Below are 15,943 nucleotides of genomic sequence, written 5' to 3' on the forward strand. Positions count from 1 at the left end.
AAACTAACACTATTAGTTGCACCATAACTAATGGTGTTAGTTTTAGGAGGAATCAAATCATGAGCGCAAAAGGACTGAGCAAGGAGATCATCGTGGCGGAGGCGGTGGCCTGCGTCGCCAACACGGGGCAGCCCATCATCTCTCTTCATGAGCTGGCCCGCCGGCTGGGCATCAAAACCCCCTCCCTGTATAACCACATCAAAAACACCCGTGAGCTGCGCAATGAGGTATTCCGCTGTGCCATTGACCGGTTTGTGGAAAACCAGCGGGCCGCGACCCGGGGGAAGCAGAAGGATGAGGCGGTGCGGGCCTTTGCAGAGGCCTATCACACCTTTGCTGTGGAAAACAAGGGTCTGTACCGGCTGATCATGTCCATTCCCTCGGAAGAGGATGAGCAGGCCAAGGAGATGGCTCTTCCGCTGCTGGATACGGTGGTGGAGATCCTTGGGGAGTACGGTCTGCCGGAGGAGAGCATTGCCCACTGGCAGCGTGTCTTCCGTGCCATCCTCCACGGATTTATCTCCCAGGAGGACCTGGGCTATTTTTATCACTACACCTCTGCCGACCTGAAAAAGAGCCGGGAGATCGCTGTGCAGTGTTTCCTGGACGGACTTCACGACGAACTGTCCGGCGGAGCCCCTTCAGCGGAGAAGAGTCAAGCGTGATGAGTAGGGGAAGAAGCCATGACAAAAAGCAGTACCAAAAACAATGAGTTATTTACCTCCATGCCGGTGGGGAAGGCGGTAGCCAAACTGGCCATCCCCACGGTGGTCAGCCAGATCATCGTCATTCTCTACAGCCTGGCCGACACCTTCTTTATCGGGCAGATCGGCGATCCCAACCAGCTGGCCGCCCTGTCTATCACCTTTCCCATTTATACCCTGCTGACCGCGGTGGCCAACCTGTTTGGCATCGGCGCCAACAGCGTGATCGCCAGAAGCCTGGGCCAGAATGATGAGATGACGGCCAAGAAGGCCTCCTCCTTCAGCTTCTGGGGCAGCCTGGCCGTGACCCTGGTTCTGTCCATCCTGCTGGCCGTCTTTATGACCCCTGTCCTGACCTTTTTCGGTGCGGACGAATATACCTTCGGCTTTACCAGAGACTACCTGTTCTGGGTCTTTGTCATCGGCGGCCTGCCCACGGTGGCCGGCCTGACCCTGGGACATCTGGTGCGCTCGGTGGGTAAGACCAAGGAGGCCGGCTTCGGCCTGGCCCTGGGCGGCATCCTGAACATCATCCTGGATCCTGTGTTCATTTTTGTATTCCATATGAACGTGGCCGGTGCGGCCGTGGCCACCATGCTGTCCAATACCATCTCCATGGTGTATTTCTTTTTTGTACTGGCCCGGATGAGAAAGTCTACCGTGCTCACCCTGGCACCCAAGTACTTCTCCTTGGAGAAAAAGGTGGCCTGGGGCACCCTGTCGGTGGGCTTTCCTGCCGCCCTGTCGGTGCTGCTGGTGTCGGTGTCCATCTCGGTGCTGAACGGCCTGCTGCTGCGGCACAAGGGGGGCAACACCCTCTCCGCCGCCTACGGCGTGACCTCCAAGTGCGGCACTATCGCCCTGCACATCAGCATCGGCATTGCCCAGGGCGTCATGCCCCTCATCGGCTACAGCTACGGCGCCAAGGACCACAAGCGGGTCCACGCGGTATGCCGCCTCTCCTTTATCATCCTTCTGATCTTCTCCGTGATCTTCCTGGCCATCGTGCAGTTCATTCCCGGCACCATCGTCCGGATGTTCACCCCTGATGCGGCCACCATTGAGGTGGGCAGCACCTTCATGCGCTGCTGGTCCTGGTGCGTCATCGGAATGAGCCTGTTCAACATGTATAACTCCATCTTCCAGGCGGTGGGCAAGTGGGAGACCTCGCTGCTGCTGGCGGTGCTCCGCCTGGGCGTGATCTTCACCGTCCTCAGTTTTACTTTGGACGCCCTCTTCGGGGTGACCGGCCTGATGTGGGTGCAGGCCATCACCGACACGGTCTCCTGCCTCATTGCCGTTGCCCTGTATAATCGCTTCAAGAAGGCCATGCTGAAGGAGATCCGGACCGAGCCGGAGGCTGCTCCCATCCCCGCCACCCACAACCGGGTGATCACCATCAGCCGGGAGTTCGGCAGCGGCGGCCGGACCATCGGCAAGGAGGTAGCCGCCAAGCTGGGCATTCCCTGCTACGACAGCGACCTCATCGAAAAGATCGCCGCCGAAAGCGGCCTGGCCAAGGAATACATCGAGAAAAACGGCGAGTACGCATCCTCCGACCGGCTGTTTGATAACGCCATGGCGGGCCGGGAACAGGACGGACAGTCTGCCGCGGATAAGATGTGGCTGGCCCAGAAGAAGGTCATTACCGACCTGGCCCAGCAGGAGTCCTGCGTCATTGTAGGCCGCTGTGCCGACTATATCCTGCGGGATGTGGCAGACTGCCTGACTGTATTCGTCCATGCCTCCGATGAGCAGCGGGCGGAGCGCATTGTAACGGTGTATGGCCAGCGGGAGGAGTCTCCCGCCCAGCGGCTGCACGACAAGGATAAGAAGCGCAGAGCCTACTACGAGCTCTATACCGGCACTCAGTGGGGCCAGGCGGACAATTATGAGCTGTGCCTGGACAGCGGCAGGATCGGCCTGGACCGGTGTGTCGACATGATTGCCCAGCTCTATCAAAGCGCCTGAACCGGCATCCATCATACAGGAAAGCCCCCGGATCGCCTTGCTATGCAAGGCGATCCGGGGGCTTTCCTGTTGAGTGCCCTTAAAAGTCTGGCTCATTCGGCAATTTTCCGCCAAAAGGAAACAAATGGACAAAGAATGGTTTGAGAAAAAGTCAACTATCTGGTATAATAAAAGACCAATGCCCTAAGGACGGGAGCGAGATAACTCTTTGCCCAGAGTGCTTGCTGCAGCCGGAAAGATCCCATGTGCGGGAAGTATCGGTTTAAGCCCCGCACGAGAAAGGACGGTGCCGCAATGGCTGTAAAGACACCTTATACCGTAGTTGTGGCGGATGACGAGGACGAACTGAGAGAAGCAGTGTGCACCATGATCCCCTGGGAGGATTTTGGATTCTGCCTGGTGGGCAGCGCCAGCAACGGACTGGACGCCCTTCAGCTGGTGGAAAAACACAAGCCGGATCTGCTGCTGACGGATATCCGCATGCCCTTTATCTCCGGGATCGAGTTGGCCCGGCAGGTGCGTGAGGTTCGGCCCGCCACCAATATCGCATTCCTCAGCGGTTACGATGATTTTGAATATGCCAAGCAGGCCATTCAATATAACATTATCAGCTACATGCTCAAGCCCCTGACCATGGAAGGACTGGGGAAAGAGCTGGGTAACATCCGACAGAAGATCGACGCCCAGTATGCCCAGTTCCGCCATACGGACCCCAGAGCCGAGGGCGGGGATCTGCGGGCCGCCATGCTGATGCCCCTGGTGCTGGACGAGTATGCTGAGCCAGAGGAGGAGGCCGCACTGGAAAGCTACGGGCGGCAGTGCGGCCTGCTGCGGGACCAGGCGGACAAGCCCTATTATGTGGTAATGGTATCCACCCTGATGGACGAGGAGGGGAACGGCTGTACCGAACCCTCCTTTGTGGCCTCGGTGGACCGGCTGGGCTCCAAATATCTGCGCAGCGTCAGCTTCTTTACCTGGGGGAAGGTGGTGACTGTGCTGCTGGGCAATCCGTCGGATTTTGAGGAGTATCTGCACATTCTGGCCGACGAGATCCCCCAGATGGCGGACCGTGTCTTGGGTAAGCGCTGCCGTATCGGCGTCAGCCGGGCGGTTCGTTCCCTGACCTCTCTGCACGATGCCTACCGGGAGGCTATCGAGGCCCTCCGTCAGGGGGACCGGACGGAGGGAGGGGCCCAGTTTATCAGCGACCTGGCTCCCGCGGTGAAGGGCGGCAGCCTGCTGTGCCGGCGGGCGCTGGAGGCCCTGGATCAGCACTATATGGACGCCGACCTCTCCCTGGTATCCCTCAGTGGGATGCTTGGGGCCAGCCCCAACCATCTGAGCGCCTGCATCAAGAAGTATACCGGCGAGACCTTTATCAACATCCTGATCCGCAAGCGCATGGATGCGGCCCGGGAGCTGCTGGCCATTCCGGGACTCAAGATCCAGGAGGTGGCCCAGCGGTGCGGCTATACCGACCAGCACTATTTCAGCTATTGCTTCAAAAAATATTGCGGCGAGTCTCCCAACGCCCTGCGCCGCAGGCTGGAGCAGGAGAGAGCAGGTGAGGTCCTGTGAAAAAAGACGCGCCCAGAACCGGGCTGCGTACCACCACCATTCTGGTGGCCATGGTGGTGAGCGTGGTGGCCATCATCCTGTGCTGCTGTATCGTTCTTTTCCTCAACCGCTACCGCAGCGCCGTGGTTCAGAACGCCCGCACCAGCAGCGCTCAGGCGGTATCTCAAGTATCCACCACAGTGGGCAATTATCTGAAAGATATGACCCAGGCCATGGAGCTGGTCAAGCAGTCCATATCGGAAAGCGCGGACAGCCGGGACAAGCTTCTGTTCGCCTTTTTGACGTTTCGCCCCGATGTGGTAGCGGTCACCAGCTATTCAGAGACCGGGCAGCTTCTGGACTGCTGGTCCCTGGGCCGTGAGCCCAGGGAGAACATCCTTCAGAACCTCTCCTTCGACCTGGATATGGCCAGAGCCTCCGACTCCGCCTATATGACGGCTCCCCATGTGGAGTCCCTGTTTGAGGGCTACTACCCCTGGGTGGTGACCATGACGGCGCCTCTGGAGCCGGGGGGACAGGCGGCCTGGGTCTCCCTGGACCTGAGCTTCTCCAGCATCTCCAGCTATATCAACAACGTCAGCATCGGCCAGCGGGGCTATTGCTTCCTGATGGACAAGACCGGCAACATCGTGTACCATCCCCAGCAGCAGCTGCTGTACGCCGGGCTGAAGTCGGAGCAGATGGCCGCCCTGGCCGGCATGCAGGACGGCACCTACGCCAATGATACGGTGATCTACTGCGCTGCCAGCGTGGCGGACAGCGACTGGCGGGTGGTGGGTGTCAGCTACGTGGACGAGCTGGTCAACCGCAACGTTACCGAAATGATCCACCTGTCCATGGCCCTGGCTGTGGTGGTACTGGCGGCGGCGGTGCTCACCAGCTGGCTGCTCTCCCGCCTGCTGGGCCGGCCCCTGCGGGGGCTGACGGCCGCCATGGAGAGCTTTGAGACCGACGCCGACCACTTTACCTACCGGCCGGTGGGAGGAACCCGGGAGGTGCAGGAGCTGTCTGATTCCTTCGGACACATGGTGCTGCGGATCCAACGGCTGATGTCCACTGTCCGAGAGGAGGAGGTCAACCTTCGCAAAACGGAGCTGAAGGCCCTCCAGGCCCAGATCAACCCCCATTTTTTGTACAACACTCTGGATTCCATCGCCTGGATGTGCGAGCAGGGGCGCAACGCCGAGGCGGTGCGCATGGTCCATGCCCTGGCCCGGCTCTTCCGCATCAGCATCAGCAAAGGCCATGAGCTCATCCCCATCGCCAAGGAGATCCAGCACGCCGAGAGCTATCTACAGATCCAGAAATACCGGTATAAAAACCAGTTTACCTATACATTTGACGTGGACCCGGCGTGCCTGAACTACTACTGCAACAAGATCACCCTGCAGCCCATCATCGAAAACGCCATCAACCATGGGTTGGACCTGCTGGTGGACGAGGGGGAGATCGATGTACGGGTGCGGCAGGACGGGGACGATATCGTCTTCTACGTCCAGGACAACGGAGTGGGGATGACGCCGGAGCAGCTGAGGACCATCATGCAGCGGGACCCCACCGACCGCACGGGCATCGGCATCAAAAACGTGGACGACCGCTTGAAGATCTATTTCGGAAAGGGCTATGGACTACACATTACCAGCGAGCCGGATGTGGGTACCTGTGTGGAGATCCGTATGCCCAAGCTGGAGGAGGGAGATTATGAGGCCAAGTAGACGGGCAGGCCTGCTCTGTGTGGCGCTGGCCTGGGCCCTCCTGAGTGGATGCGGTACCGGTGTCTCCACCGCCGAGCAATATAAGGTGACCCTGGTGGCCAAGTCCACCCAGACCGAATTCTGGCTGTCGGTTTTTGCGGGCGCCGAGGCGGCCGCCACAGAATATAATCTGGACCTGACCATCATCGGGCCGGAGACCGAGGAGGACTACGAGACCCAGAACCAGATGGTGTCCCAGGCTGCTCAGGCCGGGGCGGATGCCATTGTATTTTCCGCCATCGACTACAAGAACAATGCCTCTGCCATCGACGAGGCAGCCCAGAAGGGTTCCAAGATCGTGGCCATTGACAGCAGCGTGGACTCCGAAATGGTGAGCACCTACATCGGCACCGACAATTACGCGGCGGGACAGATGGCGGCCCAGGCGGCGCTGGATCGGGTGGACGGTCCTCTGACCGTAGGGATCATCAACTATGACATCAGCAGCGCCAACGGCCAGGAGCGGGAGCGGGGGGCGGTGGACGTCCTGAAAGCCAGCGGCCGGGCACAGGTGGTGGCGGTGGTGAATACCCTGGCAGAAGCGGAGCATGCCCGGGCTGATACCGAGACAATGCTGCGCCGATACCCTCAGATCAATGTGCTGCTGGCCTTTAACGAGCCCACCAGCGTGGGCGCGGCGGAGGCGGTGGAGGAGCTGGGGCTGTCGCAGCAGGTCTTCCTGGTGGGCTTTGACTCCAATGTGGCCACGGTGGACGGCCTGCAGGACGGAGCCGTTGACGCCCTTGTGGTGCAGAACCCCTACGCCATGGGTTACCTGGGGGTAGAGAGCGCCTATCAGCTGATCAGCGGGCACGGCGGAACTCTTGAGCGGGTGGTGGATACCTCCACTCAGGTGGTGGACCGGGACAACCTGTTTACCATGGATAGCCAAAAAGCCCTGTTTGCCTTTGAACAACACTGGGAGTAGGCGTTTTGCACAAGTGAGTGAAGGAAATTTTTTGTACATTGTTCTATTCGCATAAATTTTTACCCTTCTTTCAGTGAATTTTCACCTTGTTTTTCCAGAGAATTTCCACTAAGATTATGAGGTGTAAGGGGGTCCGGTAAGGACGGACCAATCAAAACCCAAGGAAAAAGGAGAATTGCTATGAAGAAGAGAATTCTTGCACTGTCCCTGACGGCTGCCATGGCGCTCAGCCTGGCTGCCTGCGGCGGCGGCACCAGCACCACCACTGAGAGCGGCGCTCCCGAGACCTCCACCGGCGGCAACGAGGCCACCACCGTTGCCAACAAGGATAAGCCCCTGGTGTGGTTCAACCGTCAGCCCTCCAACAGCACCACCGGCGAGCTGGACATGGCTGCTCTGACCTTCAACGACAACACCTACTATGTGGGCTTCGACGCCAACCAGGGCGCTGAGCTCCAGGGCAAGATGATCCTGGATTACATCACCAAGGCCATTGAGAACGGCGAAAAGATCGACCGCAACGGCGACGGTGTCATCGGCTACGTGCTGGCTGTGGGCGACATCGGCCACAACGACTCCATCGCCCGTACCCGCGGCGTCCGTGCCGCTCTGGGCACCGCCGTTGAGAAGGACGGCGCCATCGACAGCACTCCCGTGGGCACCAACGTGGACGGCACCTCCGCCTTCGTGCAGGACGGTACCATCGAGGTGAACGGCACTACCTACACTGTCCGTGAGCTGGCTTCTCAGGAGATGAAGAACTCCGCCGGCGCCACCTGGGACGCTGCCACCGCCGGCAACGCCATCGGCACCTGGGCTTCCTCCTTCGGCGATCAGATCGACATCGTGGCCTCCAACAACGACGGCATGGGCATGGCTATGTTCAACTCCTGGTCCAAGGCCAACGAGGTTCCCACCTTCGGCTATGACGCCAACTCCGACGCCGTTGCCGCTATCGCTGAGGGCTACGGCGGCACCATCAGCCAGCACGCTGACGTTCAGGCTTACCTGACCCTGCGTGTGCTGCGCAACGCTCTGGACGGCGTGGACATCGACACCGGTATCGGCACCGCTGACGAGGCCGGCAACGTGCTGGGCGAGGACGTGTTCTACTATGACGAGGCTACCCGTTCCTACTACGCTCTGAACGTGGCTGTCACCGCCGAGAACTATGAGAGCTTCCTGGATTCTACCGTTACTTACGAGCCTGTTTCCAATCAGCTGGACGCCACTGAGCATCCCACCAAGAACGTGTGGCTGAACATCTACAACTCCGCCGATAACTTCCTGGGCTCCACCTATCAGCCCCTGCTGCAGAAGTACGACGATCTGCTCAACCTGAACGTGGAGTACATCGCCGGCGACGGCCAGACCGAGTCCAACATCACCAACCGTCTGAGCAACCCCAGCGCCTATGACGCTTTCGCCATCAACATGGTGAAGACCGACAACGCTGCTTCCTACACCGGTATTCTGGCCCAGTAAGAAAAGGCGCGGACCGCTCAGGTCCCTATTGTGAATCACAAGAAATAACCGTTTGCTATTAGGGAGAAGGAATTCTCCGTACGGGAGGAGGAATTCTCCGTTCGGGAGAAGGAATTCTCCCTAATAGCACATTTTAGTGAAAACCGGCAGAATCAGACTTTTCGCTGAAACTGCTAATATGCATAACGGGAGTAACGAGAATGGCAGATGCGAAAGATGATATTGTCCTGTCAATCCGCGGTATGAGTAAGTCCTTTGGCCGCAACCGGGTGCTTGACCACATCAATCTGGATGTGAAGCGCGGTACGGTCATGGGCCTTATGGGCGAGAACGGCGCCGGTAAGTCCACGATGATGAAGTGCCTGTTCGGTACTTATCAGAAGGATGAAGGAAAGATTTTCTTAAACGGTAAGGAGATCAGCTTTTCGGGCCCCAAAGACGCTCTGGAAAACGGGATCGCCATGGTGCACCAGGAGCTGAACCAGTGCCTGGAGCGGAACGTGATCGACAATCTGTTCCTTGGCCGCTATCCCGTCAATTCCGCCGGCGTCATTGACGAAGGCAGGATGAAGAAAAAGGCCTCCGAGCTCTTCCGCAAGCTCGGAATGACCGTCAATTTGACCCAGCCCATGCGGAATATGTCCGTTTCCCAGCGGCAGATGTGCGAGATTGCCAAGGCAATTTCCTATAACGCCCAGGTGATCGTCCTGGACGAGCCCACCTCCTCGCTGACCGTGCAGGAAGTCAGCAAGCTCTTTGAAATGATGCGGATGCTGAAGGAGCAGGGCATCGCCCTGATCTACATCTCCCACAAGATGGATGAGATCTTCGAGATCTGCGACGAGATCTCGGTGCTTCGGGACGGTAATCTGGTCATGACCAAGCCCTCCAAGGAGACCAACATGAACGAGCTGATCGCAGCCATGGTGGGCCGCTCTCTGGAGAGCCGCTTCCCCCCGGTGGACAACCAGCCGGGAGATACCATTCTGTCCGTTCAGCACCTGTCCACCAAGTACGCGCCCCATCTGCAGGATATCACCTTTGACGTCCGGGAGGGCGAGATCTTCGGCCTGTACGGCCTGGTGGGCGCCGGCCGCACCGAGCTGATGGAGACCATCTTCGGTGTGCGGACCCGAGCGGCCGGGCGGGTCTATTTCAAAAACCGCCTGATGAATTTCAACAACGCCAAGGAAGCCATTGAGCATGGCTTTGCCATGATCACCGAGGAGCGCAAGGCCAACGGCCTGTTCCTCAAGTGCGACCTTACCTTCAATACCACTATTGCAAACCTGGAACAGTATAAATCCGGCGTGGCCCTCTCCACCCCCAAAATGGTCAAGGCCACTAATAAAGAGATCAAGGTCATGCACACCAAGTGTATGGGCCCGGATGATATGATCACCAGTCTGTCCGGCGGTAACCAGCAGAAGGTGATCTTCGGCAAGTGGCTGGAGCGTGAGCCCCAGGTCTTTATGATGGACGAGCCTACCCGAGGCATTGACGTTGGCGCCAAGTACGAGATTTATGAACTGATTATCCAGATGGCCAAGCAGGGCAAGACCATTATCGTGGTCTCCTCCGAGATGCCTGAGATCCTGGGTATCACCAACCGGATCGGCGTTATGTCCAACGGACATCTGTCCGGTATCGTGAACACCAAGGAGACCAATCAGGAGGAACTGCTGCGTCTGAGCGCCAAGTACCTCTAAGTATGCCAACAAGACAAAGCAGGGGAGCTTTGTGTGTATTGCAGGGGGCGCATGGTCCGGTGTGGTCCGGAGCCGTGTGCCAGCGAGGACGGGACCCGCGGGCCTGTCCGATGGACACTATAATGGGAGAAATTGCTTATGGTAGCGGAAAACACAAAAATCCTTACGGCTGAGCAGGAGAGCAAACTCCTTCAGCCGATCGACGAATATGTCAGCGGCATCCAGGCAAAGATCGATGCTCTGCGCGTGGATGGTACAGACAGAGTCGTCGAGATCCAGAACGACATTGACAACCTGAAGCGGGACCGGATCTATACCGCCCAGGAGAAGGCTGCCAAGCTGGAAGCCTACAAGAGAGAGCTGGAGGCCGCCAAGGCGGTGGAGGCCAAGAACAAGGAAGAGGTCTCCAAGCTGATCGCCCAGGCGGAGAGCTATCTCAAGGAACACTATAACACCGAGTACTATCAGGCGGTGGTGGAGAGCTGCAAAGAGGAAAAGAAGGCGGCTCTGGAGAACTACACCGCGGCGGTGGCTCAGCTGAACAAGGAACACCAGGAGACGGTGTCCAAGCTGAGCGATCAGCACGAGATCAAGGACGAGAAATATGTCCATAAAAACCGCCTGTTTGACGCCAAGATGCAGCGGGCCCAGAACCTGCAGCAGGTGAAGGACCGGCAGCATGCCGCGTTCGATCACAAGTTCCACCTGATCGATATGCTGCGCATGTCCAAGTTCACCTTCGGCGAGTCCATGGCGCAGAAGTGGGAAAACTATAAGTATTCCTTCAACCGCCGGGACTTCCTGCTGAGAAACGGCCTGTACATCGCCATCATCATCATCTTTATCGCCCTTTGTATCATCACCCCCATCGTGAAGAATACCCCGCTGCTGACCGTGAACAACGTGCTGAACATCCTGTCCCAGGCCTCTCCCAGAATGTTCCTGGCGCTGGGCGTAGCCGGCCTGATCCTGCTGGCCGGTACCGACCTGTCCATCGGCCGTATGGTCGGTATGGGCATGACGGCGGCTACCATCGTGATGCACTCCGGCCCCAACACCGGCGGCGTGTTCGGTCACATCTTTGACTTCTCCGGCATCCCCGTCATCGTCCGGGTATTCCTGGCCCTGGTGGTCTGCATCGTGCTGTGCACCATCTTCACCACCATCGCCGGATTCTTCACCGCTAAGTTTAAGATGCACCCCTTCATTTCCACCATGGCCACCATGCTGGTTATCTTCGGCCTGGTGACCTACTCCACCAAGGGCGTGTCCTTCGGAGGCATTGACCCCACCATTCCCGGCATGATCATCCCCCGCATCAACGGCTTCCCCACCATCATCCTGTGGGCTGTGGCCGCCGTCGCGGTGGTGTGGTTCATCTGGAACAAGACCACCTTTGGTAAGAACCTGTACGCCGTGGGCGGCAACCCTGAGGCCGCCTCTGTTTCCGGTATCTCCGTGTTCAAGGTTACTGTGGGCGCCTTCATCATGGCCGGTGTGCTCTACGGCTTCGGCTCCTGGCTGGAGTGCCTGCGCATGACCGGTTCCGGCTCCGCCGCTTATGGCCAGGGCTGGGAAATGGACGCCATCGCGGCCTGCGTCGTGGGCGGCATCTCCTTCACCGGTGGTATCGGTAAGATCTCCGGCTGTGTGGTGGGCGTGTTTATCTTCACCGCCCTGACCTACTCCCTGACCATTCTGGGTATCGACACCAACCTGCAGTTCGTGTTCTCCGGCATCATCATCCTGGTCGCCGTTATGCTGGACTGCCTGAAGTACGTGCAGAAGAAGTAATCCATTCCGCCTTTTTCATAGTGAAGCGGGAAGCCGCTGCAAGGCAGACGCGGGGGACCGGTCTGCTTTGCAGCGGCTTTTGTGCGACCTGCCGCATTGGCAGCGGCGGCGGAATGTGCTATGATGAAACCAAGATCCCGGACGGGCATGGCGTGAGCCCTGCCCGCTCCGGCATGTAAAAGGAGAGAAGAACCATGCAAGAACTGGGCGCTGTGCGTAAGGCGCTGGCCGCCGGTGAGCTGGACGGGGCGCTGAGCCGCCTGCTGTGCAGAGACCTCACCGCCGGCCGCAAGCGGGTGGCCGACCTGCTGGACGGATTCCAGAAGAGCTTTGGAGTGGGGGACGATACCCCCATCACTCTGTGTTCCGCGCCGGGCCGTACCGAGATTTGCGGCAATCATACCGATCATCAGCATGGCCGCGTTCTGGCGGCGGCGGTGGACCTGGACTTTTTGGCCTGCGCCGCTCCCAACGGCACCAACACCATCCGCTTCCAGTCCCAGGGCTGGCCCATGGTGGAGGTGGAGCTGGAGGGCCAGGGCCCCAGAGAATCCGAGCGGGAGAGCACCGCCGCCCTGGTGCGGGGCATGGCGGCCGAGGCGGCCCAGCGAGGCTATCCGGTAGCTGGCTTTGACGTCTATGCCACCTCCGATGTGCTGCCCGGCTCCGGTCTGTCCTCCTCCGCCGCCTGCGAGGTGCTGCTGGGCGTGGTGGAAAATCATCTGTTCTGCCGGGACGAACTGGACCCGGTGACCATCGCACAGATGGGGCAGAAGGCGGAAAATATTTTCTTCGGCAAGCCGAGCGGCCTGATGGACCAGACTGCCTCCTCGGTGGGCGGCGCTGTGGCCATCGATTTTGCCGACCCCGCTGCGCCGGTGGTGCGGACGGTGGCGGTGGACCTGAACGGTCTGGGCTACGCCCTGTGCATCATCGACTCGGGGGCCAGCCACGCCGACCTCACCAGCGAGTATGCCGCCGTGCCCCAGGAGATGTGCGCCGTGGCCGCTTACTTCGGCAAGAAGGTGCTGCGTGAGGTGGAGGAGAGCGACGTGCTGGCCGCTCTGCCTCAGCTGCGCAAGGCGGTGGGCGACCGGGCTGTGCTCCGCGCCCTCCACTTCTTTGCTGACGATCAGCGGGTAAAGCTGGAGGCCGATGCCCTGGAGCAGGGCGATATGGACGCCTTCCTGGCAGTGGTGAACCAGTCTGGTCGTTCCTCCTGGGATCTGCTGCAGAATATCACCCCCGCCGGTGCGGTACAGGACCAGGCCATGGCCGTGGCTCTGACGGTGGCCCAGCGGGCCCTGGGCGGCCGAGGGGCCTGCCGGGTCCACGGCGGCGGCTTTGCCGGCACCATCCAGGCCTTTGTGCCGCTGGATATTCTGGACCAGTTCCGCAAGCAGGTGGAAGCCAGCCTGGGCGAGGGCAGCTGCCATGTGCTGAGCATCCGTCCCGTGGGCGGAACGGTTCTCTGGCCCTGAGCAAAAGCATAGTGTGATTGTGAAAGGAGCGCGTCTGAACAATGGCAATTCTGGTATTGGGCGGAGCTGGCTACATCGGCTCCCATACGGTATATGAACTCATCGACGCCGGCCGGGAAGTGGTGGTGGCCGACAACCTGCAGACCGGCTTCCGGGCTGCGGTGCATCCCAAGGCGAAGTTTTATGAGCTGGATATCCGGGACCGGGGTGCTCTGGATACCCTCTTCCAGGCGGAGAACATCGAGGGCGTCATCCACTTTGCCGCCTCCTCCCAGGTGGGCGAGTCCATGTCCGATCCTCTGAAGTACTATGACAACAACCTCCATGGCACCATGGTGCTCCTCCAGTCCATGGTGGCCCACGGCGTGGACAAGATCGTCTTCTCCTCCACCGCCGCCACCTACGGCGAGCCCGAGCGGGTGCCCATCCTGGAGGACGACCGCACCGTGCCCACCAACTGCTACGGTGAGACCAAGCTGTCCATGGAGCACATGATGAGCTGGGTGTCCAAGGCCCACGGCCTGCGCTATGTGGCCCTGCGCTACTTCAACGCCTGCGGCGCTCACATCTCCGGAAAAATTGGTGAGGCCCATGATCCTGAGACCCACCTGATTCCCATCATTCTCCAGGTGCCTCTGGGCCAGCGGGAGGCGGTCAGCGTCTTTGGCGACGACTATCCCACCAAGGACGGCACCTGCATCCGGGACTACATCCATGTCACTGACCTGGCCCAGGCCCACATCCTGGCCCTGGACTACCTGCTCAAGGGCGGGGAGAACAATGTGTTCAATCTGGGCAACGGCGTGGGCTTCACGGTGAAGGAAGTGGTGGACGTGGCCCGGGCGGTCACCGGTCACCCCATCCCCGCCAAGATGGCCCCCCGCCGGGCTGGCGATCCTGCCCAGCTCATTGCCTCCTCCGAGAAGGCCATCCAGGTGCTGGGCTGGAAGCCCCAGTACAACGACCTGAATACCATCGTGGCCTCCGCCTGGGCCTGGCACAAGAGCCATCCCCACGGCTTTGAGGAGGGCTGAGCATGGAGCGTGAAGAAGCCCTTGCCAAGCTGGTGGCCTACGGGGTGGAGAAGGAGCTGATCCAGCCCGAGGACCGGGTATGGGCGGTCAATACCCTGCTGGACGTGCTGGGACTGAGCAGCTGCGCGCTGCTGGAAGTTTCAGCCCCGGCGGAGGGAGAACTGCCTGAGATCCTGGGTGCCCTGGCCGACGACGCCCACGCCCGTGGCGTGCTGCCCGAGGACTCCGTGACCTATCGGGATCTCTTTGACACCCGGCTGATGGGTGTGCTCACACCCCGCCCCTCCCAGGTGATTGCCAAGTTCCGTGCCCTCTGCGCGCAGGACCCCAAGGCGGCCACCGACTGGTACTACAAGTTCAGCCAGGACACCAATTATATCCGCCGGGACCGCATTGCCAAGGATGTGCAGTGGAAGGCCCAGACCGAGTACGGTGAACTGGATATCACCATCAACCTCTCCAAGCCGGAGAAGGACCCCAAGGCCATTGCGGCGGCCCGGAATCTGCCCGCCTCCGCCTATCCCCGGTGCCAGCTGTGCGCCGAGAATGAGGGCTATGCCGGCCGGCTGGACCATCCCGCCCGGGAGAACCACCGCATTGTGCCCATCACCATCAACGGTTCCCCCTGGTTTTTGCAGTACTCCCCCTATGTGTACTACAACGAGCACTGCATCTGCCTCAACAAGGTCCACACCCCCATGAAGATCGACCGGGCCTGCTTTGCCAAGCTGCTGGACTTTGTGGGCCAGTTCCCCCACTATTTCGTGGGCTCCAACGCCGACCTGCCCATCGTGGGCGGCTCCATCCTGGCCCACGACCATTTCCAGGGCGGCCGGTATACCTTCGCCATGGAGAAGGCCCCGGTGGAGACTCCCTTCACCGTCCAGGGCTATGAGGACGTTGCCGCCGGTATCGTCAAGTGGCCCATGTCGGTGGTGCGGCTCACCTGCGGCGATCCTCAGCGGCTCATCGACCTGGCTGACAAGATCCTGGCCAGCTGGCGGGGCTATACCGACGAGGGGGCCATGGTCCTGGCCGAGACCGACGGGGAGCCCCACAACACGATCACCCCCATCGCCCGGCGGCGGGGGAAGGACTACGAGCTGGACCTGGTGCTGCGCAACAACCTGACCACCGAGGAACATCCTCTGGGCCTGTACCACCCCCACGCCGAGCTCCACCACATCAAGAAGGAGAACATCGGCCTCATCGAGGTCATGGGTCTGGCGGTGCTGCCCGCCCGGCTGAAGGCCGAACTGGCGGCGGTGGCGGACAAGCTGGCCAACGGCGGCGACCTGCGGGCCGACCCGCTGACGGCGGCCCACGCCGACTGGGCGGAGGGTTTTATGCCCAACTACACCATCACGGCGGACAACGCCCTGGATGTGGTCTATCACGAGACCGGTCTGGTGTTTGCCAAGGTGCTGGAGCACGCCGGCGTCTACGCCCGCACCCCGGAGGGGAAAGAAGCCTTCTTGCGGTTCCTGGAGCAGGTATAAGAGATA

At 60.1% G+C, this 15,943-nt stretch carries 11 protein-coding genes; all 11 read left to right on the forward strand.

Annotated features, from left to right (window positions below; translation table 11 throughout):
* The first annotated feature begins 59 nt into the window (after positions 1-59).
* The 11 genes from B5G34_RS12580 to galT all read left to right on the forward strand — a co-directional run bounded on the left by B5G34_RS12580 (position 60) and on the right by galT (position 15,937).
* Complete coding sequence (locus tag B5G34_RS12580; protein WP_087338009.1) at positions 60-665, forward strand: TetR/AcrR family transcriptional regulator; 606 nt, start codon at positions 60-62, stop codon at positions 663-665.
* An 18-nt stretch (positions 666-683) separates the two neighbouring features.
* Complete coding sequence (locus B5G34_RS12585) at positions 684-2,675, forward strand: MATE family efflux transporter (RefSeq protein ID WP_087338012.1); 1,992 nt, start codon at positions 684-686, stop codon at positions 2,673-2,675.
* A 294-nt stretch (positions 2,676-2,969) separates the two neighbouring features.
* Positions 2,970-4,253 (forward strand): response regulator, encoded by a 1,284-nt coding sequence (locus tag B5G34_RS12590; RefSeq protein WP_087338015.1) that lies wholly within the window; start codon positions 2,970-2,972, stop codon positions 4,251-4,253.
* Positions 4,250-5,968 carry a sensor histidine kinase gene (locus B5G34_RS12595; RefSeq protein WP_242957034.1) on the forward strand — a complete coding sequence of 573 codons (1,719 nt, stop codon included), beginning with the start codon at positions 4,250-4,252 and terminating at the stop codon, positions 5,966-5,968. The genes B5G34_RS12590 and B5G34_RS12595 overlap by 4 nt, the downstream gene beginning before the upstream one ends.
* Entirely contained in the window at positions 5,955-6,935 is a 981-nt protein-coding gene (locus tag B5G34_RS12600; protein ID WP_087338017.1) for a substrate-binding domain-containing protein, read from the forward strand. The genes B5G34_RS12595 and B5G34_RS12600 overlap by 14 nt, the downstream gene beginning before the upstream one ends.
* Before the next feature lie 180 nt (positions 6,936-7,115).
* Positions 7,116-8,420 carry a substrate-binding domain-containing protein gene (locus B5G34_RS12605; protein WP_087338019.1) on the forward strand — a complete coding sequence of 435 codons (1,305 nt, stop codon included), beginning with the start codon at positions 7,116-7,118 and terminating at the stop codon, positions 8,418-8,420.
* A 200-nt stretch (positions 8,421-8,620) separates the two neighbouring features.
* Positions 8,621-10,129: a sugar ABC transporter ATP-binding protein gene (locus tag B5G34_RS12610; RefSeq protein ID WP_087338022.1), complete on the forward strand. Its 1,509-nt coding sequence runs from the start codon at positions 8,621-8,623 to the stop codon at positions 10,127-10,129.
* Between the two features lie 138 nt (positions 10,130-10,267).
* Positions 10,268-11,923: a galactoside ABC transporter permease gene (locus B5G34_RS12615; protein WP_087338026.1), complete on the forward strand. Its 1,656-nt coding sequence runs from the start codon at positions 10,268-10,270 to the stop codon at positions 11,921-11,923.
* A 194-nt stretch (positions 11,924-12,117) separates the two neighbouring features.
* Positions 12,118-13,404 carry a galactokinase family protein gene (locus tag B5G34_RS12620; protein WP_087338029.1) on the forward strand — a complete coding sequence of 429 codons (1,287 nt, stop codon included), beginning with the start codon at positions 12,118-12,120 and terminating at the stop codon, positions 13,402-13,404.
* Positions 13,405-13,445: 41 nt separating this feature from the next.
* Entirely contained in the window at positions 13,446-14,438 is a 993-nt protein-coding gene (gene galE, locus B5G34_RS12625; RefSeq protein WP_087338032.1) for a UDP-glucose 4-epimerase GalE, read from the forward strand.
* 2 nt (positions 14,439-14,440) lie between these two features.
* Complete coding sequence (gene galT, locus B5G34_RS12630; RefSeq protein ID WP_087338036.1) at positions 14,441-15,937, forward strand: UDP-glucose--hexose-1-phosphate uridylyltransferase; 1,497 nt, start codon at positions 14,441-14,443, stop codon at positions 15,935-15,937.
* Positions 15,938-15,943 lie beyond the last annotated feature (6 nt).

The organism is Flavonifractor sp. An82, assembly GCF_002159265.1.
In the GTDB taxonomy this organism is placed as follows: domain Bacteria; phylum Bacillota; class Clostridia; order Oscillospirales; family Oscillospiraceae; genus Flavonifractor.